The following is an 18025-nucleotide window of genomic DNA, read 5'->3' as shown; positions in this document are numbered from 1 at the left end:
AAGTTGAAATATATTGAAGTTGTAGCTGCCGTTGTAAAAGACGATAATAAATTTTTATGCGCCCAACGTAAAGACAATAAATTTGATTACTTAGCATTCAAGTTTGAATTTCCTGGAGGCAAAGTCGAGCCTAATGAATCTTTAGAAGAATGTTTGATCCGAGAAATAAAAGAAGAACTTAACACCTCCATACATTCTTTGAGTTTTTTATTGGATGTTTATCATCACTATCCCGATTTTAGTGTTCATATCACCTTTTTTGAAGGTTTAATCGATAATAAGCAAATTACTTTATCTGACCATAGAAAAATTCTCTGGCTCTCAACTAATGAATTAAAAAGCTTAGATTGGGCTGAAGCAGATCTACCTGTTGTAGATTTGCTATGTAACAATTACCTACCCTAAGACAGCCTGGGGGACAATTGGGGGATAAAGAGCAGATAAATAAAAATAAAACAATATATATTAAATACTTAAATTGAAAATATGAATCCCTCTTTCGCCAAATTCGAAAGAACTGCAATCCAAAGCAGTGATGAAAGGCTTAAACTATAATGGTTTAGGCCTTTTTTTATCGTATACTATTCAGCAAAAATACCCAGCAGTTCTAAAACCATGAAAATAAACTGGGAAAAATCGTCAAGATTGAGGTTTTTATATTCTCTGCTTTTGAAACATTATTTATCTTCAAAATATTTCTGGCATCCCTGAAAAAATTCCTCGTTGAAATTCATGGACGGATCATCTTTATCATCATCACATTGATCTACAGATTTAAGATTGTCTTGTGCATAGCGATAGCCATAGTATTGCTCTGTCCCCTCCTCAAAGCCACCAAATTCCTGTTCCTTGTTGGACTGAAAATACAGCAATGCAGCAATGCAGCAATGGCGATAAACATAAGTACCACGACAGTACTGATCATTTTGGTCCGTTTTGTCATCTTATATATTTTCCTTTAGCCTATTGATAAACAATCCTCATCAGAGCACTTTGCCAGAAAAAAGTTACTTATCCCTACCAATGAAATGATAAGAACGGAATGCCTCATTCAAGACCTACAGAAAATCCTTTATTTTTGTTGTCTGATTGGATTTTCAGGCTGTTCGTCCGGATTTTTTTGCGGATTGGCTGTCCCGATATGCTGGTCGGGTTGGTCCGGTTGTGGGTTGGGTAGATTAGGGTGTTTCTGCTGATCAGGATATTGAATTAAAGGAACAGGCTGTTTTTGCTGATCTGGTTGTGAATTATCTTGTTCAGTCATGTTTATCTATCCTGTGCATTGCCATTAATCAGTTGCGCTACATCAGCATTAATCTACGCCTTAAATTTAATCTTCCAACTCCAGCCATGTTTCAATTTCCATCATTGTAAATGTAATATCTCTAGATGATTGATCTGCAACAACCGCGATGAAATCAGCTTCACATTGATTACCAAAAGCCTGTAAAGTCCGATCTTTCATTCACATGCCACCTAAATGGCACAATTACTGCACGCTATTATTTCGCAAGTTCAGAAGGTAAATGAACCTATTGAAATAAGATCATATAAATGCAATATTTCCATGATAACAATCATATAACAGAGCCTTAAGTCGACCTGTAACAGCACATTGAACACATAGAAAAACTGCTATTCGGGAGTAGATATGAATACCAGCAATAATTATGTCAAACAAATCAAGAATGCTAAACGTGGTGGTTATACTCCAACGATTGCCAAGGATATGAATAAACATAAAATTCAAAAAGCCCTGCGACTGATCGAACAATGGCGCAAACTGGCCAGCGAACTTAAACCACAAATGCAAATCGATATGGCTTTAACCTTAGAAGAATGTGCTCAAGACCTGGATCAGATTTTAAGGAGTAAATAGTCTTTTAAATTGAGAACCAATTATTCAATTGACGAGATGACCGGGAAAAATTGAACCGATCAAGACCAAGTCATCTCTTTCAACCGCTCATTTTTTGGCTTGCGTTTTCAACTAAATTCGCTATTATTCTCTGCACGTTGCCGGCATAGCTCAGTTGGTAGAGCAACTGACTTGTAATCAGTAGGTCCACAGTTCGAATCCGTGTGCCGGCACCATTTTTTATACTTAGCCTCGCTTTTTAGTGAGGCTTTGTTGTTTTTGTACTTTGCTTTTAAAAATTAGAACTTTATCCCAGTCTCAGGCATTCTTTGTTGCACTGATCTGTACATAATTGACCAACCCATCCTGATACAGCTGCTGACAGAGTTTTGCAGTCATGCGAATTTTAAAGGCATCTAGCCCTGTACCCTGCTGTGGCAATTGCTGCAAATGTTGAAAGTAGTTTGCAAATCCGTATAAAACGGCTTTGGACAAATCGCGAATTTCAATATCGCTAAAACCATGTTGCTGCAAGGTCTGTTCTAATCCAGATGCGGTCATCAAATGCTCCAGATTCACATCTGCAGCCTTGAGCAGCCACTTATATTTTTGCTTTTGTAGTGCATTTAAATTCAACCATTGCTCGGACAAGATTAAATAATGAAAACCCAGTCGGCCTTTTGAATTTAAAACACTGTCCACTGAATCGAGAAATGAATTTAAATTGGAATGGTAAGCAGCATCAATGCACAGCACCACATCAAAGCGCTGTTGAAAAGGAATCTGTTTTAAATTTAAAAAGGATTGCGGGTAAATGGCCGTAATGTGCGGAAAATGTTTTTGAATTTGCATGACACAACTGGCTTGCAGTTCCACGGCTTCAATATGCTGAACCCGATAGTGCTGTTGCCAGTACAGTAAACTTGCCCCCTGCCCGCAGCCTAAATCCAGGAGATGGTCATTGGAAGTTAAAGCTACCGCTTGCGCCAATTGATCTGCCAATTGACGGCAAGCTTCTGGATAGGACGATGTTGCATTATCCCAATAGCCCAGATTGCTCCAGGCGAGTACGGCATCATCTCCTAACTGTTTCGCATTGATTGCGTATTTATGTTGAGGAAGTTTCTGCCGAATCGCTTGAAGCCATTTCATATCTTAGTAGCCGAGTTGTGGAGCAACCTCAACTTTAGGTTTTAATCCGGCAAACGGCAATGGTGCACCTAAAATCTCTGCAATATGCATGGCTGAAGTCACGGCAGATTCCAGTACAGGCAATCCATCACAAGACCATGAACCGCAATAGAACACTTTGCGGTTTAAATCATGATGACGGGCTTGCAGTTCTTTATTTAAAGCTACTGTTTGTGAATCTACTACAGCACGGGTTAAGCTCACTGAGGAGATGATTTTTTTCGGATCAATCTCTGTCACCGGCTGCCAGGTTTGGAATACTGGCGATTTACCGACCAAGGTTGGCTCAACCGAATTCAGCCAGACGGTAAATTGCTGACGGGTAAATTTACGGTCCATCATGTAGCTGAGTACAGCCCAATCTTTGCGTTTTGGTGGCATTACCGATTGATCGGTATGAATCACCAGCTGGCCCTGCTCAAATTTAAATTTCTTTAACAGCGCAATATCATCAGCAAATTGTTGGTTATCCAGGAATGTTTCAATTTTATTGGTCGGTGTGGCGACAATCACACGATCAAACAGCTGCTGTTCGCCTTGTTCATTTTCAATCAATACCCTTTCTTGCTGCTGTTGAATATGGGTAATGGCAGAACCACCACGAATTTCAATGCCTTCAATCAGCTTGTCGACCAGGGCCGGTGTCCCACCCTGTAGACGCAGCAAGGCATCGCCATCGGTCAATTGGCGCAAGAAAACCAGCAAGGGTTTGGCAGGCCAGTCGCCAATGGTTTTCGGGTTACAAGTACAAATGGTATACAATACCGGCATTACAGCACCATGCCAGAACACTTCTTCTATATCATTATGATTAATGAATTCAGCCAGGGTGATGTCCTGGTGCTTCGATCTGAAGAATTTCGCAATCGCCGTCTTCAACTGCAGCATGCCTTTCACCATGCGCCAGCCATATTGCTGAATGCCTTTACGGTTATTAATAATCGGAAAATTACCAATACGGCTGCGTGAGGTGGTCAGCCAGGTTTCTGTACGGTCTTCAAATAACCAGCTGCATGCCATATAGGTACGTACAGGAAAGGTCTGGATACCCAGATAGGCCGCCAGACTGAGGGTGTTTTTCCACAAATGCGGGTTCATGACACGCAGGGGAGCATCAATCAGGCCGCCCTCGAATTCAATGCTATGGCTATCCATACCACGACCTGCCAAGGCTTCAAAAATAGTAACGCTATGTCCTGCATCTTTAAGAATTCTTGCGGTAGCTAGCCCAGCCATGCCACTGCCAATAACTGCAATATCCAAAATTATTATCCGTCAGTTACACATAAGATTATTGAAATTATGAACCAAGCCGGCTTAAAAGGCGGTATTAAAATATTCCAGAATGTATGTTTTTAACAAAACTCATCATGATGCATATAAAGTCAAAAATTACATTTATTTATATAGAAAAAACCTTGAAATAAATTTAATAAATTATCTTATTTTTAAAACATAAAAAACAAAAAACCTTTAAAAAAAGTAATATATATTAACCAATTTTTTAACTAACGTTTTACAAAACCCTCCAATATTATTATGATAGAAAAAGTTAAAACCTGATAACTCCATCACGTTTTCATCAGCCACAACTATACAAATATACCGACAACAAAAAATTCAGTTCGCAAAAAAGCCCCTCAATTTTTAGGGGCTGTTTCTTTTTGAATCAATCCAGTGAATAGCGACTTAAGCTGTAACCGGAATTTCACCAAACTTACCGCTGTTAAAATCATTAAATGCTTGAATGATTTCATCTTTGCTATTCATCACAAAGGGTCCATAGCCTTGAATTGGCTCATTTAACGGTTGACCGGTCAGCAGCAAAAATTTGCTGTCTTGCAGTGCTTCAACTCGAATATCAATTTCGCCATCTTGAGCAAACATCACAATCGAGCTGTCCTGTACGTGCTGCGTTCCATTCAGCTGCATTTCACCAGACAGCAACACCAGCAGCACATTATGATCGACAGGCATATGCAGATGCTGAACCTGCTCAGCTTTTAATTCACCATCCCAGACATTGACCGGACTATGGGTTGAAGCAGGACCTGTATGCCCGGCATAGTTTCCGGCAATCACCCGGATATACCCGGCATCCTGTTCAAACTTAATGACTGGAATGTCTTTTGCTGTAATGGCCTGATATTTCGGTGCGGTCATTTTGTCTGCTGCAGGCAGGTTGACCCAAAGCTGCACCATTTCAAACAGACCACCCTTTTGGGCAAATTCGGCTGAATGAAATTCTTCATGTACCAGACCTGCTCCTGCCGTCATCCATTGCACATCACCGCTTTGAATGGTTCCACCACCACCGGCCGAGTCTTTATGCGTCACTTCACCCTGATAGGCGATCGTCACGGTTTCAAAGCCGCGATGTGGATGTGAGCCGACCCCATGCTGCTGCGTCGTTGGGCTAAAATGGTAGGGTGCTGCATAATCTAAAAGTAAAAATGGACTGATTGCCTGCCCTAGGCGATCATAGGAAAACAGGTTTTTCACTGGAAAACCGTCACCGACCCAGCGCATGTTCTGATTGCGGTAAACGCCAATAATTTTTTTCATTTCAAACTCCTATCTCTAGGAAACAATATGCACTTATCTTAGATTTTTTAAAGATTCCAGCCTAGCCACAGCGCAATATACAGCGTCCCAAGAATGGGATAATGGATTTTTTTCCCTCAAATTTAATACAAAAAAGCATTCCATTCAGATCAATATCATCATTGTCCTATAGCCAGGATGATCTATCTTGTTCTTTTACTGGGAAACTGCATAAAAAAATCCAGAACAGAAGTCCTGGATTTTTAGGAGAGTATTTTAACTTGAGATTAGATTTTACCGATCAGGTCAATTGAAGGTGCAAGGGTTGCATCGCCTTCTTTCCATTTTGCCGGGCAAACTTCACCTGGGTGAGCATAGACATATTGTGCAGCCTTCACCTTACGTAGAAGTTCTTGCGCATCACGGCCAATACCGCCAGCATTGATTTCGATAATCTGGATTTTACCTTCAGGATCAATGACGAAAGTCCCACGGTCTGCCAGGCCTTCCGCTTCAATTAACACTTCGAAGTTTTTCGCCAAGGTCCAGGTTGGGTCACCCACCATGCTGTACTGGATTTTCTTGATTTCATCAGAAGAGTCGTGCCAGGCTTTGTGAGTGAAATGGGTATCTGTCGATACTGAATAGATTTCTACGCCCATTTTCTGGAATTCAGCATAGTTATCGGCTAAATCGCCTAATTCTGTTGGACAAACGAAAGTGAAATCTGCAGGATAGAAAAATACTACTGACCATTTTCCGATCATGTCCTGTTCAGAGACTTGAATGAATTCACCATTTTTATATGCTGTTGCGTTGAATGGCTTCACTTCAGTATTAATTAAACTCATGAGATATTCCTCTAGCTCGTTTCCGGGATTGCTTATCTGGTGAAGCTAGAATACGAAAGATTATAAAATAGGTAAAACCGTACTTTTTTATAAAAATTATCGGATTTTTAGATTAATTAATTCTATCCTGCTTTACTTTTTTATCGTTTGGATCGATTTAAGGATAAGCGGGAAACTGCGCGATAGATTGCCAAGCTGCATCAATCAATGCCTGTTTATATAGGGTTGGAGAAGTGCTGACTTTGTGTGATAGCCAGGCCCGACAATAACTTTCAGTTGCACCTAGCATTAAAGATAACAGCAATTCTCTTGGAATCTTTGCAAGTTGCGCAATCTCTTCATCGGCCTGCTGTTGTAACCAGACAAATACCGCCTGATTACGTTGCTGGTTTTGTACTGCAACTGCTGCATTCTGCTCTGTCCCTAACCCTCTACGCGCCATAAACAGGAAGCGGGCAAAGTCGGGGTTCTGCACCACCCAGTCAATATATCGACCAATGATGACCGTCACACCCTGTTGCACGCCTCGGGCTTGCTGTAATGCTACTGTGCGCTGCTGCATCTGATCTTGCAAGGCTGCACTAAAGAGTGCGCCCACGATGCCTTCCTTGTTTTTAAAGTGATGATAAATCGCCCCTACACTGCTATCCGCACGCTCACGGATCATTTCAATACTGGTGGCTTCAATACCAAATTCAACAAAGCATTCTAAGGCGTCTTGCAGCAAAATGCGTTTTAGTTCGGCACGGCATCCGGGATAAATGCGGTGTAGTAAATCGGCTTGCTGCATATCCATATGCTTCGATACATGATGAGACCAGGCAAAATCATAGACCATTTTTTATTAAAAAGCAGTCATTTGTGCCAAATAACAGAATAATATTCTGCATTAGAATAATACTCTGCAAACTAAAACAGGGACATCTCGGATGAGCCAAGCATTAAAAGTATGGAAAGCTTTAGCAAACAAACCTGCGGGCAAATGGACATTTTCAAAAATGTTGTGCTTAAAAGCGCCTTATTTCAGCAGTATCTCTCCCCTATTTGAAAGGCTGGAACCGGAATACTGCGAAATCAAAATGAAAAAGCACCGCGCTGTGCTGAATCATCTGGGCACCGTACATGCCATTGCCATGTGTAATATGGCAGAGCTTGCCGGAGGAACCATGACCGATGCCACTGTACCGGCTACTCATCGTTGGATTCCCAAAGGCATGCAGGTGGAATACCTGAAAAAAGCCAATACCGATTTAGTTGCGGTTGCCACACCGGTGCAAGCCAATTTTCGGTGGAATACTGGTAGCGATTATCAGGTACAAGTTGAAGTCAAAGATACAGCTCAGGAGGTTGTATTCCGTGCCGTCATTACCATGTGGGCTTCTGCCAAGAAATAAAAATTACTAATCAATAGTCCATTAAAAAACCCTCCACAATAGGAGGGTTTGGATGATGACTTGCCGTTCTAATAGTACATCTCAAAACGGTAAATCATCATCTAAATCTGCCGGTGCAGCTGCTGCTGGTGCAGGCTGTTGTTTTGGCGCAAAACCACCCGGGTTGTTATTGCCATAACTATTACCCTGATTGTTCTGGTTGTTGTTATACCCCCCCTGATTGCCATAACCACCTTGGTTGTTATTATTGTTGTTATAGCCGCCTTGATTATTGTTGAAACGTGGCTGGTTATAACCCGAGTTATCGCCACTCGCAGCTTGTTCACCTTGCTGACGATTACTGTCCAGCATTTGCATCTGTTCACCACGAATTTCTGTGGTGTAGCGTTCCTGACCACTTTGGTCTGTCCACTGACGCGTACGCAATGAACCTTCAATATAAACTTTTGAACCCTTACGTAGATATTGCTGTGCAATTTCACCTAAGCGGTTATGCAACACAATACGATGCCATTCAGTTTGTTCTTTACGCTCACCGGTATTTTTATCAGTCCACGAATCGCTGGTTGCAATTGAAAACTGAGTCAGAGAACCACCATTTGGAAAAGTTTTGGTTTCAGGATCTTTACCTAAAGTTCCAACTAATATAACTTTATTAACACCACGCATCAGACGTACACTTCCTATTCATTTCTATATTTTACTTTATAAGAGTTATGCTTAAATGGCTACCTCTTTACCCAACAACTGCGTTAAATCTTGTCGCGCAGCTTCATCTATCAGCTGTTTATCAATTTTAACATAAGCAAATTGCTGGTCGGACATCACCACAACCTCTTCAATACCACGAATTGCCAAAAGTTGAGAAGTCCACTCATCCGTTTGTTTGGTCTCGGGCAAGGGCAGTACCAATGAAGAAAGATAACGCGGCTGGGCCAAACCAAAGCTGATCAATAACCAGACCACCGCAATAGCCACCAGAATGCTCCAGCCCAATGAGGTATTATTGAGTAACAAGAGTTGACCGCCAATCATGCCACCAAAAAATGCCCCTAAAAACTGGCTGCTGGAATTTACGCCCATGGCTGTCGCTTTGGACTGGATTGGTGCAGATTTGGATAACCATGAAGGCAATAAGGCTTCCATGACGTTAAAGGCAATAAAGAATAACCCCAAACCTGCCAATAAAACATATTTGGATTCATAACCAAAAATCAGTACCAGCAAGCCCAATACGATTCCGCCAATTGCCGTCAGAAAAATGCCGCGCATTTTGCGATATTTTTCCGCCAGAATAATGCTCGGAAAGGCAAAAAACAGGCTAATAATGAGCAGTGGCAAATACACCAGACCATGACTGGATAAGGGAATACCAGCAAACTGAATCAGTTGCGATGGCATATAGACAAACATTGCAGTCAGCAACAGGTGCAAGGCAAAAATTGAAACATGCAGACGGTTTAAATCGCCCATTTTCAATACCTGTTTCAACTGTGCAACATAACCTTGCTGGTAATTTTTATGATGACGGGTAACCTTAGGAACAAATAACAGCATCGAAATGGCAGCCAAACCCATAACGGTCGTCACCCAGAACAGGCCAGAAATTCCTACCAGGCTGGTCAGCCAAGGCCCCAGACTGAAGGCCACCATAAAGGATACGCCAATACTCATGCCCATGACTGCCATGGCTTTACTGCGCTGTTCTTCACGGGTCACATCGGCCAAAAGTGCCATCACCACCGCTGAAACAGCACCACCACCGGCAATGGCACGGCCAATGATTACGCCATAAATGGTCTCGGACATCGCCGCGACCGCACCACCAAGGGCAAACAGCAACAGACCAATAATGATCAAAGGCTTACGACTAAAGCGGTCGGCCAGCAAACTAAATGGTATTTGTAAAATGGCCTGGGTTAAACCATAGACCCCAACAGCTAAACCAATCAGTGCAGGTGTTGCCCCTTGATATGACTGCCCTGCCACCGAAAACACAGGAATAATCATGAACAAGCCCAACATACGCAGTGCAAAAATACTGCTTAAGGCAAAGGTTGAACGGCGTTCTAAAGCATTCATCATATTAATTGGCTTGGGTCTATAAATTTCATTTCGATGGATTATCCTACAACATTCATATTATAAATGCTGATTTTTCAGGAATGAACCACCATAAAAAAGGACGCATTTTCATGCATCCCTATTGTACTCGGTTTTCTTAAAAAACCATTAATGGATTCGTTCTTGACGTTTGCTATATTGAATGGAAGCAATGACTGCCCAGACAATAAACGCTACACCAATTAAACCGGTGACTACTTCCGGCACATGCACACCGGTACCACTGGCCAGCATAATGAAGGCTAAAGCTCCAATAGCATAATGCGCGCCGTGTTCAAGATAGATATAAGCATCCAAGGTGCCTTTTTCCACCAGATAAATGGTCATTGAACGCACAAACATGGCACCAATCGCCAGACCGAGCATGATGATCACCACATCTGAAGTAATGGCAAAAGCACCGATTACACCATCAAAACTGAACGATGCATCCAGCACTTCCAGGTAAATAAAACCACCTAAACCGGCTTTAATAACGCCTGTAGAGGCACCACTGGCATCATGTGCCACTGCATTGCCATCTTCATCAATTTCAGGTTCACCGCCTAACAAGTGGCTCAATACTTGAACCCCAATGTAAATCACAATTCCCCAAATCCCGGCCATGGTCACCACTAAACGTGTGGCCTCTTCTACATTGGCTGCCATGATCAGCAAGCCAATTAAAGCAAGGAAGACGGACATTGCCGGTACATTGGCCAGATTGGATAAACGCGCTTCCAGCCATCTGAACCAGTGGGTATCTTTTTCGCTGTCCAGAAAGAAATTAAGGAACACCAGTAACAGGAATGAGCCACCAAAGGCTGCAATTTCCGCATGATGGGCCATCAGCTTTTCGGAATAACTGATCGGATCATTCAGGGCCATTTTCACGACTTCGAGCATGCCCATGTCAGCAGTTACGGCAACAATCACAATCGGGAACACCAGACGCATACCAAATACAGCAATGATGATACCAACCGTCAAGAAAATCATTTTCCAGAAATGATCCCAGCCTCTGAGCACAGAGGCGTTCACCACCGCATTATCGAAAGAAAGTGACACTTCCATGACTGCGAGAATGGCAGTAATGGTCAATGCCGTGAACATGGTCTTTAAACCTGCTTCCGGGCCATGCGTAAAGCCCCAGTATGCAGATATAGCCAGACACACGATGGTAAAAATAATGGAGAAACCAAAATGTTTCATTATGATAAATCGACCTATAGACAAATAATTTATATCAAGTGCATTGGGCAGAACCTAAAAGAGAGCACTTGAAATTTGATCGCTTCAATTATGACGGCTTTTTTTACTTTAATCCAAAGTTCTTGGTATGATTTTTTTTGAGTACAAATACACTATTTTTTCTACGTTCTATCTGAGCCTTAAAAAGCTTGTATAGTCGCCTGTATGGGTAAGTTTTTCTTTTATATTTTCAGGAACAGCACATGCAATTTTCCCAACAGCTCTGGCAACGTAACTCGGCTTTATACGAAAAAACTTTAGCCCTGCCATTTAACCAAGAACTTGCACAAGGAACTTTGAGCAAAGACATTTTTAGTCATTATGTCATTCAGGATGCGCATTATTTACTGGCTTATGGCCGTGCACTGGCGGTCTGTGCTGCAAAAGCATTTACAGCGGAGGATGTCATGCAATTTTCAGATGCTGCCAAGATTGCCATTGTGGTAGAGCGCAGTCTGCATGCTGACTTTATGCAGGAATTTGACATTAGCCAAGAAGAATTTAGAACTACGCCACTGACTCTGGCTTGTCATCATTATACTTCTTTTTTAACCGCCACGGCCTGGTCAGAAAGCTATCCTGTGGTTCTGGCTTCTTTACTGCCCTGTTTCTGGATTTATGCCGAAGTGGGCAAAGCAATTGTTCGGCATTCCATTCCCAATAATCCTTATCAGGCCTGGATTGATACCTATGCCGGTGAAGAGTTTAATCAGGCAGTTCGTAACGTAATTGCGACGGTTGATAGCGTAGCTGCTCGTTGTGATGCAGATACTTTAGAGAAAATGCATCATGCCTATACCACGGCTGCCAAACTGGAATGGCTGTTCTGGGATAGTGCTTATGATCAACGTCAGTGGTTAGGTGTGGATGATTAATCCAAAATACCTATTTCTTTTCGGCGGAGTCTTACAGCTGTAACATAAATTGAAACAGCTCATTCGTTACTTTGGTTTCGCCCAAAGTAACCAAAGGCATTTGCCATTCGCAAAACTCGTCGATTACCGAAAAATATAAAATTTTTCGCAGAAACATTACTTATTAAATCTTGCGGTGTATACACCTCATGCCTCGAACAGTTGCGAATGGCTCTTCCGCGATAGCAAATATTTTTGATGCTTTAATTTTTGTTTATTAAATCATTACTGCTGAAACATCTGCCAGCCATAAATCAGCCCTGCCGCAGCCACAATCCAGCAAAGGGTTGCTATGCTTAAACAGGACCACATCAACATTTTGCTTGCCAGCATATAAATCATCAGCAGATAAATGGCATAGGGAATTAAAGACCATAAACCCAATAATGCCATTTTACGCAAAGCTTCTGCACACTACTGTTGCGACACAATCACATGGGCAATCAGGGCAAAAGTCGGAAAGAGTGGCACCAGATCGGCGATATAAAACGCTTTATTCTTGGACAGAAGGAAAATAATAAGTACAACCGCTGCACTAAAATACATTTCAAAAATAAAGCCAGCATCCCGACCCATCCGAACTGATCAATTGATTAAGCTGCTTAGTTTACGCTGCAAAATATCGCTTACTTAAACTAAGTTCAGCACAATCAAAGCCAGCAGTGCAGGCAATGCCTGAATATAAATAATCTTTTTACTTGCGGTAATACCGCCATAAATCCCAGCAACCAGCACACAAGCCAAAAAGAAATTTGCCAGTACAGGTGCATAGCTTGCAGGCGCAAGTAGTGACCAGATCAGGCCTGCGGCTAAAAAACCATTATACAGACCCTGATTTTGTGCCAGTACCTTGGTGAGTTTTGCCTTTTCCGCAGTATTGCCAAAGGCTTTCATGCCCAGAGGCTTATCCCACAAAAACATTTCCAAAATTAAAATATAGAGATGCAACACCGCAATCAGGGCAATCAGAACTTTTGTAATAATCATGAGATTTCCGTTTTTTATTTTTCAGACGATATTTTGCATTTTAACGGTGAATCGGTTGAAATACTGAATTTCAATATCTAAATCTATGACTTGCAGGTACAGAGAAAGACCATTTCCATGCTTTGAGTTTCAATCCTTGACCAGTCCGACACAAAATGTCGTTTAAATTCTTTTTAATACAGCTTGAACATTTTTCATGCGCTATCATATATAGGTTTTTGATGAATTTTCTAGGATCATTGCATGAGCCAAAGTCACATCCGTATTCGAGGTGCACGTACCCATAACCTGAAAAATGTGTCTCTCGATATTCCACGCGACAAGTTTGTGGTGATTACGGGACTTTCGGGTTCAGGTAAGTCATCCCTCGCCTTCGATACCTTATATGCCGAAGGTCAGCGCCGTTATGTGGAATCACTGTCTGCTTATGCACGCCAGTTCCTTTCGCAAATGGAAAAACCGGAAGTCGACTCGATTGAAGGTTTAAGTCCGGCCATTGCTATCGAGCAGAAATCGACCAGCCATAACCCGCGTTCAACTGTGGGAACAATCACGGAAATTTACGACTATTTACGTCTGCTATATGCTCGTGTCGGCACACCCTATTGCCCTGAACATGACTTGCCGATGGTGGCACAAACCGTATCAGAAATGGTCGATGCAGTTAAAAGTCTGGAAGAGGGCACAGCCTTGATGTTGCTTGCGCCGGTGGTGCGTGAGCGTAAAGGTGAATACAGCAACCTGTTTGAACAGCTGCAAAGTCAGGGCTTTGTCCGTGCCCGTGTCGATGGTGAAATCATTGAAATTGATACACCGCCCGAACTGGACAAAAAGAAAAAGCACACCATTGAAGTCGTGGTCGACCGCTTTAAAGTGCGTGACGACTTGGGCAATCGCATCGCCGAATCATTCGAAACTGCGCTGCGTTTAGGTGGCGATATTGCCATTTTGGCATGGATGAAAGGCGAGCAACCTGAACGGGTATTCTCGGCCAAGCACTCCTGCCCTGAATGTGACCGTGCCGTAGCGGAACTTGAGCCACGGTTGTTTTCATTCAACAACCCTTTCGGTGCCTGCCCGGTCTGTGATGGTCTGGGAACTCGCAGTCATTTCAGTGCAGAAAAGCTGATTCCCAATACTGAAATTTCGATTAGCCAGGGTGCCATCCGTGGCTGGGACAGACAGCGTCCTTATTACTACAGCATGATTGAAAAAGTCGCCGCCCATTTTGGCTTTTCGCTAGATACGCCGTGGAATGAGCTGGATGCTGAGACCAAAAAGAAATTCCTGTACGGGACTGGCAAAGAAAAAGTCGATTTAAGTTATGTCGATGAACGCGGTCGTAAACATAACCGGGTGCAACCTTTTGAAGGCATTTTGCCGCATCTGGAACGTCGTTACCGTGAAACGGAATCGAACTATGTACGTGATGATTTAGCCCAGTATTTGTCTAATGCCGCCTGTGATGCCTGTGGTGGTTCACGTCTGAATGAAATTTCCCGCAATGTCCGGGTCAAAGACAAGACCATTGCCCAGATCACCAAAATGTCGATTGGTGATGCCGAAAGCTATTATCAGGATTTAAATCTTGAAGGGGCTAAAGGCGAAATTGCCGACAAGATTTTCAAGGAAATCCGTGAACGTCTGCACTTCCTGGTCTCTGTCGGTTTGAATTACCTAAGTTTGTCCCGTTCTGCCGAAACCTTGTCTGGCGGTGAAGCACAGCGTATCCGTCTGGCTTCTCAAATTGGTGCCGGCCTGATGGGCGTGATGTATGTGCTGGATGAACCATCCATCGGCTTGCATCAACGCGATAATGACCGTCTGCTGGAAACCCTGGTGCGCTTACGCGACTTAGGCAATACTGTCCTGGTGGTTGAACATGATGAAGATGCGATTCGTGCCGCCGACCATATTATTGATATTGGTCCGGGTGCGGGTGTGCATGGCGGCCATATCATTGCCGAAGGCACCTATGAAGAATTGGCAGCCAATGAAAATTCGCTAACGGGTCAGTACCTGTCCGGCAAGTTAAAAATTGAAGTACCGAAAGTCAGAACTCAGCCGCCAAAACCGGAACAGCAAATCAAGCTGATGGGCGCGGCCGGTCATAACTTGCAAAATGTCGATTTAACCATTCCTTTGGGCGTGATGACTTGTGTCACTGGTGTATCGGGTTCGGGTAAATCAACGTTAATTAACCGTACCCTGTTACCACTGGCCGCAACACAATTGAACGGTGCAACCACGTTAACCGCAGAAAAATTTGACTCGATTGATGGTCTGCAATTCCTTGATAAAGTCGTAGACATTGACCAAAGCCCGATTGGACGTACCCCACGTTCTAACCCGGCAACCTATACTGGTCTGTTCACCCCAATTCGTGAACTGTTTGCCCAAACCCCGGAAGCCAAGGCCCGTGGTTATGCCGCAGGACGTTTCTCGTTTAACGTGAAAGGCGGCCGCTGTGAAGCCTGTGAAGGTGATGGCATGATTAAAGTAGCTATGCATTTCTTACCGGATATGTATGTGCCTTGCGATGCCTGTCATGGCAAGCGTTATAACCGCGAAACTTTGGAAGTCGGCTATAAAGGCAAAAACATTTCCGACGTACTGGAAATGACCGTTGAAGATGCCATGCATTTCTTTGAGGCCATTCCGGTGATTCACCGTCGTCTGGAAACCTTGAATCAGGTGGGTCTGGGTTATATCCGCTTGGGTCAGTCTGCGACGACCCTTTCCGGCGGTGAAGCGCAGCGGGTCAAACTCGCGCGTGAACTGGCAAAACGGGATACTGGTAAAACCCTGTATGTACTGGATGAGCCAACCACAGGTCTGCATTTCCACGATATTGCCAAGCTGCTCGACATTCTGCATGAGCTACGCAACAAGGGTAATACCATTGTGGTGATTGAGCATAATCTGGATGTGATTAAAACTGCGGACTGGGTGATTGACCTGGGTCCTGAAGGTGGTGCTGGTGGCGGGATGATTATTGCTGAAGGTACGCCTGAACAGGTGGTTAAATCTAAGGTTTCACATACAGCGAAGTTCTTGAAGCCGTTGTTGAAGTGATCTATTAAATCCTCCCCATCCCTCCTTTTCAAAGGAGGGAGCCCACCTCTTTATTAAAGAGGGGTTAGGGGAAATTAATCTAAATGATTTTCTATAATATCTTGCATAAACCTTTTCTTAAATTCGGACTCTTCACCAATTTTATTAAGCACCTCAACAACTATTGATTTCATTGAAATATTACTTAGCAATTTTAGACAGGCTATTAATGTTTTATCCTTTTCCAAAATAAATTTTTCATTATAAATATCAATAGTTAAATATTGAAACCATTCATTGAATGAAAATTTCTTTAACTCTTTTCTGTCATCTTCACTTTTAAAACTTCCATACTGTAAATAATATGAAATGATCTCTTTTAAACTTTTTTCTGAATGATATTCTTCAACTAACTTGTCGATATATTCATAAAAAATATTATTCGGGTATTCCCATAGTCTTAACTCTTCTTTTTTACGTGAAATAGCTTTACCAATATCTGAATCAATTACTTTTAAAACATCTTGTTTAAACTGTTCAGCTTTTCGCTCGTCTTCCACATACTTTTTTATAAATTCATATGCAGCGGCTACATTATTTAAACTTTCATTATTAATGAAATCACGGCCTATACCAGCAAGATATTCAAAATCACTTTCCTCAACTTTAAAGTTGAATCTTCTTTCAAAAATATCCCATACTTTATTTTTAATTGTTTGGTTTTTTTCATAAATTAACTCCGATTGAACTAACTCACGTAAACCTGAAAAATTAACACTATCTTTTTGCTCAAACCATTTTTTAAACTCAATCATCCATAAATCATCTCTCTCAAATGAAGATGAAATGTTCCTAAGCTTGGATAATTTTATATTTTCTTTTTCACTTTGATTTGCCTCATTATTTTTAGCTATTTCTCTTCTAACAGCCATTTTAAAAGTAAAATCATTCCAACTTAACCCACATGTAAGTCCAAAATCCTCAATAAAATATCCTTGTAAAATCCGAATCAAAATTATTTCTTTAGTTAAGTCAGCAACTTCGCTTGGTAATTGTTCTAAAAATTGTTCATATAATTTAATAACTTTTTGAAAAAATCTAAAATTATGGATTGCCAATTCATTAGCAAATTTCACCATCAGATTTATTAATGGCTCATCAATATTCTCCTCTTTCGCTCGCGCACGAATCAAAGGCTCAACAGATGTAATTTTGATTGTTTCATCTATCAACTTTTCTTTGTATTCAGCATATTTTTCTTTGTTTTTTTCTTCTGTTTTTGACTCATCTAAAATCAAAATTACCTGACAATTTCTTTCAAGTTTAAGTTGGTTCGCCAAGCCCATGACATCTTTGATATCGAGCTTATTAGACATCCGTTCAAAGTCATCAAAGCAAATAATGGCATTACTAACTTGAGCAAAAAGAAGGGATTCAATTAATCGTGCAGATGCACTTATTCCATAATGAGATACTTTAATATCTCTAAATTGACTAATAAATTTTTTCAAGAGTATCGGAGTTTCAATATTTTTTGAACTAGATTCATTAAAATGATTCGAACTCAAGTTAGTACAAATAGCTGTCTTTAGATCAGCTACAGACTCAACCCCAAATAAGGAGATATATGCATATTTCTTATTGAATAAATTTGGGTATTTCTGTGTTATGGAAAAAGGTAAATATTTTCGTTCTTCTTCTGTTTTAGCTCTTTCATTTATGAATTTATTCCAAAAGAAAGTTTTACCTATCCCCCACTGTCCTGTAATTGCTACAGCCATTCCTTTATTATTATTTTTAAAAATATCTTCTAAACGTTCAAATTGATCCATTCTTAAAAACTTTATTGTGGCAATAAAATCTTTATATATCAGAACT

General features: G+C 41.6%; 18 protein-coding genes, 1 tRNA gene and 1 pseudogene. 6 read left to right on the top strand and 14 right to left on the bottom strand.

The annotated features are described in order from the left end of the window. The first annotated feature begins 3 nt into the window (after window positions 1–3). Window positions 4–405 (top strand): (deoxy)nucleoside triphosphate pyrophosphohydrolase, encoded by a 402-nt coding sequence (locus ABJ384_RS00795; RefSeq protein ID WP_178905170.1) that lies wholly within the window; start codon window positions 4–6, stop codon window positions 403–405. A 272-nt stretch (window positions 406–677) separates the two neighbouring features. Here ABJ384_RS00795 and ABJ384_RS00790 read toward each other — a convergent pair whose 3' ends face one another. From ABJ384_RS00790 to ABJ384_RS00780, 3 genes are all read right to left on the bottom strand, one after another. Continuing rightward, window positions 678–872 carry a hypothetical protein gene (locus ABJ384_RS00790; RefSeq protein WP_349928303.1) on the bottom strand — a complete coding sequence of 65 codons (195 nt, stop codon included), beginning with the start codon at window positions 870–872 and terminating at the stop codon, window positions 678–680. A gap of 200 nt (window positions 873–1072) precedes the next feature. After that, on the bottom strand, window positions 1073–1264 hold the full coding sequence (locus ABJ384_RS00785; protein ID WP_349928302.1) for a hypothetical protein: 192 nt from the start codon (window positions 1262–1264) through the stop codon (window positions 1073–1075). A gap of 66 nt (window positions 1265–1330) precedes the next feature. Next, window positions 1331–1465 carry a hypothetical protein gene (locus tag ABJ384_RS00780; RefSeq protein WP_257230586.1) on the bottom strand — a complete coding sequence of 45 codons (135 nt, stop codon included), beginning with the start codon at window positions 1463–1465 and terminating at the stop codon, window positions 1331–1333. Between the two features lie 186 nt (window positions 1466–1651). On the opposite strand from ABJ384_RS00780, the gene ABJ384_RS00775 reads away from it, so the two are divergent. Beyond that, window positions 1652–1879: a hypothetical protein gene (locus ABJ384_RS00775; protein WP_086196493.1), complete on the top strand. Its 228-nt coding sequence runs from the start codon at window positions 1652–1654 to the stop codon at window positions 1877–1879. A gap of 139 nt (window positions 1880–2018) precedes the next feature. Beyond that, a tRNA-Thr gene (locus ABJ384_RS00770) sits at window positions 2019–2094 on the top strand. 82 nt (window positions 2095–2176) lie between these two features. Here the strand turns inward: ABJ384_RS00770 and ABJ384_RS00765 are convergent. From ABJ384_RS00765 to ABJ384_RS00745, 5 genes are all read right to left on the bottom strand, one after another. Continuing rightward, on the bottom strand, window positions 2177–3010 hold the full coding sequence (locus tag ABJ384_RS00765) for a methyltransferase domain-containing protein (RefSeq protein WP_349928299.1): 834 nt from the start codon (window positions 3008–3010) through the stop codon (window positions 2177–2179). Window positions 3011–3013: 3 nt separating this feature from the next. After that, entirely contained in the window at window positions 3014–4312 is a 1299-nt protein-coding gene (locus ABJ384_RS00760; protein WP_349928298.1) for an FAD-dependent oxidoreductase, read from the bottom strand. A gap of 426 nt (window positions 4313–4738) precedes the next feature. Beyond that, a complete protein-coding gene (locus ABJ384_RS00755) occupies window positions 4739–5614 on the bottom strand; it encodes a pirin family protein (protein WP_349928296.1) in 876 nt (291 codons plus the stop codon). A gap of 266 nt (window positions 5615–5880) precedes the next feature. Next, complete coding sequence (ahpC, locus tag ABJ384_RS00750; protein WP_349928294.1) at window positions 5881–6444, bottom strand: alkyl hydroperoxide reductase subunit C; 564 nt, start codon at window positions 6442–6444, stop codon at window positions 5881–5883. 157 nt (window positions 6445–6601) lie between these two features. Beyond that, a complete protein-coding gene (locus tag ABJ384_RS00745) occupies window positions 6602–7234 on the bottom strand; it encodes a TetR/AcrR family transcriptional regulator (protein WP_349929687.1) in 633 nt (210 codons plus the stop codon). 139 nt (window positions 7235–7373) lie between these two features. Between ABJ384_RS00745 and ABJ384_RS00740 the strand changes: the two genes are divergently transcribed. Beyond that, the gene (locus ABJ384_RS00740; RefSeq protein ID WP_349928292.1) at window positions 7374–7838 is read left to right on the top strand and encodes a hotdog fold domain-containing protein; all 465 of its coding nucleotides are present in this window, start codon (window positions 7374–7376) and stop codon (window positions 7836–7838) included. Window positions 7839–7919: 81 nt separating this feature from the next. Here the strand turns inward: ABJ384_RS00740 and ssb are convergent, their stop codons facing one another. The 3 genes from ssb to ABJ384_RS00725 all read right to left on the bottom strand — a co-directional run bounded on the left by ssb (window position 7920) and on the right by ABJ384_RS00725 (window position 11156). Further along, window positions 7920–8507: a single-stranded DNA-binding protein gene (ssb, locus tag ABJ384_RS00735; RefSeq protein ID WP_180041926.1), complete on the bottom strand. Its 588-nt coding sequence runs from the start codon at window positions 8505–8507 to the stop codon at window positions 7920–7922. A 51-nt stretch (window positions 8508–8558) separates the two neighbouring features. Beyond that, a complete protein-coding gene (locus ABJ384_RS00730; RefSeq protein ID WP_349928289.1) occupies window positions 8559–9923 on the bottom strand; it encodes an MFS transporter in 1365 nt (454 codons plus the stop codon). A 147-nt stretch (window positions 9924–10070) separates the two neighbouring features. Next, window positions 10071–11156 carry a DUF475 domain-containing protein gene (locus ABJ384_RS00725; protein WP_349929686.1) on the bottom strand — a complete coding sequence of 362 codons (1086 nt, stop codon included), beginning with the start codon at window positions 11154–11156 and terminating at the stop codon, window positions 10071–10073. A 239-nt stretch (window positions 11157–11395) separates the two neighbouring features. On the opposite strand from ABJ384_RS00725, the gene tenA reads away from it, so the two are divergent. Continuing rightward, entirely contained in the window at window positions 11396–12067 is a 672-nt protein-coding gene (tenA, locus tag ABJ384_RS00720; protein WP_349928288.1) for a thiaminase II, read from the top strand. Window positions 12068–12331: 264 nt separating this feature from the next. On the opposite strand, the pseudogene ABJ384_RS00715 reads toward tenA, so the two are convergent. Together ABJ384_RS00715 and ABJ384_RS00710 are read right to left on the bottom strand one after the other, a co-directional pair. Further along, window positions 12332–12672: pseudogene (locus ABJ384_RS00715) on the bottom strand (GlpM family protein). Window positions 12673–12736: 64 nt separating this feature from the next. Beyond that, window positions 12737–13090 carry a DUF1304 domain-containing protein gene (locus ABJ384_RS00710; RefSeq protein WP_349929685.1) on the bottom strand — a complete coding sequence of 118 codons (354 nt, stop codon included), beginning with the start codon at window positions 13088–13090 and terminating at the stop codon, window positions 12737–12739. 246 nt (window positions 13091–13336) lie between these two features. Here ABJ384_RS00710 and uvrA point away from each other — a divergent pair, with 246 nt between their 5' ends. Continuing rightward, window positions 13337–16168: an excinuclease ABC subunit UvrA gene (gene uvrA, locus ABJ384_RS00705; RefSeq protein ID WP_349928286.1), complete on the top strand. Its 2832-nt coding sequence runs from the start codon at window positions 13337–13339 to the stop codon at window positions 16166–16168. 74 nt (window positions 16169–16242) lie between these two features. Here the strand turns inward: uvrA and ABJ384_RS00700 are convergent, their stop codons facing one another. Beyond that, complete coding sequence (locus tag ABJ384_RS00700; protein ID WP_349928284.1) at window positions 16243–17979, bottom strand: P-loop NTPase fold protein; 1737 nt, start codon at window positions 17977–17979, stop codon at window positions 16243–16245. Between the last annotated feature and the right edge of the window lie 46 nt (window positions 17980–18025).

Source organism: Acinetobacter sp. A1-4-2 (genome assembly GCF_040233925.1).
GTDB lineage: Bacteria > Pseudomonadota > Gammaproteobacteria > Pseudomonadales > Moraxellaceae > Acinetobacter.
This window is presented reverse-complemented; position numbering and strand designations above follow the sequence as displayed.

Coding starts and splice junctions, on each gene's coding strand:
- uvrA (WP_349928286.1), top strand. CDS start 13,337: ATGAGCCAAAGTCACATCCGTATTCGAGGTGCACGTACCCATAACCTG.
- ABJ384_RS00780 (WP_257230586.1), bottom strand. CDS start 1,465: ATGAAAGATCGGACTTTACAGGCTTTTGGTAATCAATGTGAAGCTGAT.
- ssb (WP_180041926.1), bottom strand. CDS start 8,507: ATGCGTGGTGTTAATAAAGTTATATTAGTTGGAACTTTAGGTAAAGAT.
- ABJ384_RS00765 (WP_349928299.1), bottom strand. CDS start 3,010: ATGAAATGGCTTCAAGCGATTCGGCAGAAACTTCCTCAACATAAATAC.
- ABJ384_RS00740 (WP_349928292.1), top strand. CDS start 7,374: ATGAGCCAAGCATTAAAAGTATGGAAAGCTTTAGCAAACAAACCTGCG.
- tenA (WP_349928288.1), top strand. CDS start 11,396: ATGCAATTTTCCCAACAGCTCTGGCAACGTAACTCGGCTTTATACGAA.
- ABJ384_RS00755 (WP_349928296.1), bottom strand. CDS start 5,614: ATGAAAAAAATTATTGGCGTTTACCGCAATCAGAACATGCGCTGGGTC.
- ABJ384_RS00730 (WP_349928289.1), bottom strand. CDS start 9,923: ATGATGAATGCTTTAGAACGCCGTTCAACCTTTGCCTTAAGCAGTATT.
- ABJ384_RS00745 (WP_349929687.1), bottom strand. CDS start 7,234: ATGCAGCAAGCCGATTTACTACACCGCATTTATCCCGGATGCCGTGCC.
- ABJ384_RS00785 (WP_349928302.1), bottom strand. CDS start 1,264: ATGACTGAACAAGATAATTCACAACCAGATCAGCAAAAACAGCCTGTT.
- ABJ384_RS00700 (WP_349928284.1), bottom strand. CDS start 17,979: ATGGATCAATTTGAACGTTTAGAAGATATTTTTAAAAATAATAATAAA.
- ahpC (WP_349928294.1), bottom strand. CDS start 6,444: ATGAGTTTAATTAATACTGAAGTGAAGCCATTCAACGCAACAGCATAT.
- ABJ384_RS00775 (WP_086196493.1), top strand. CDS start 1,652: ATGAATACCAGCAATAATTATGTCAAACAAATCAAGAATGCTAAACGT.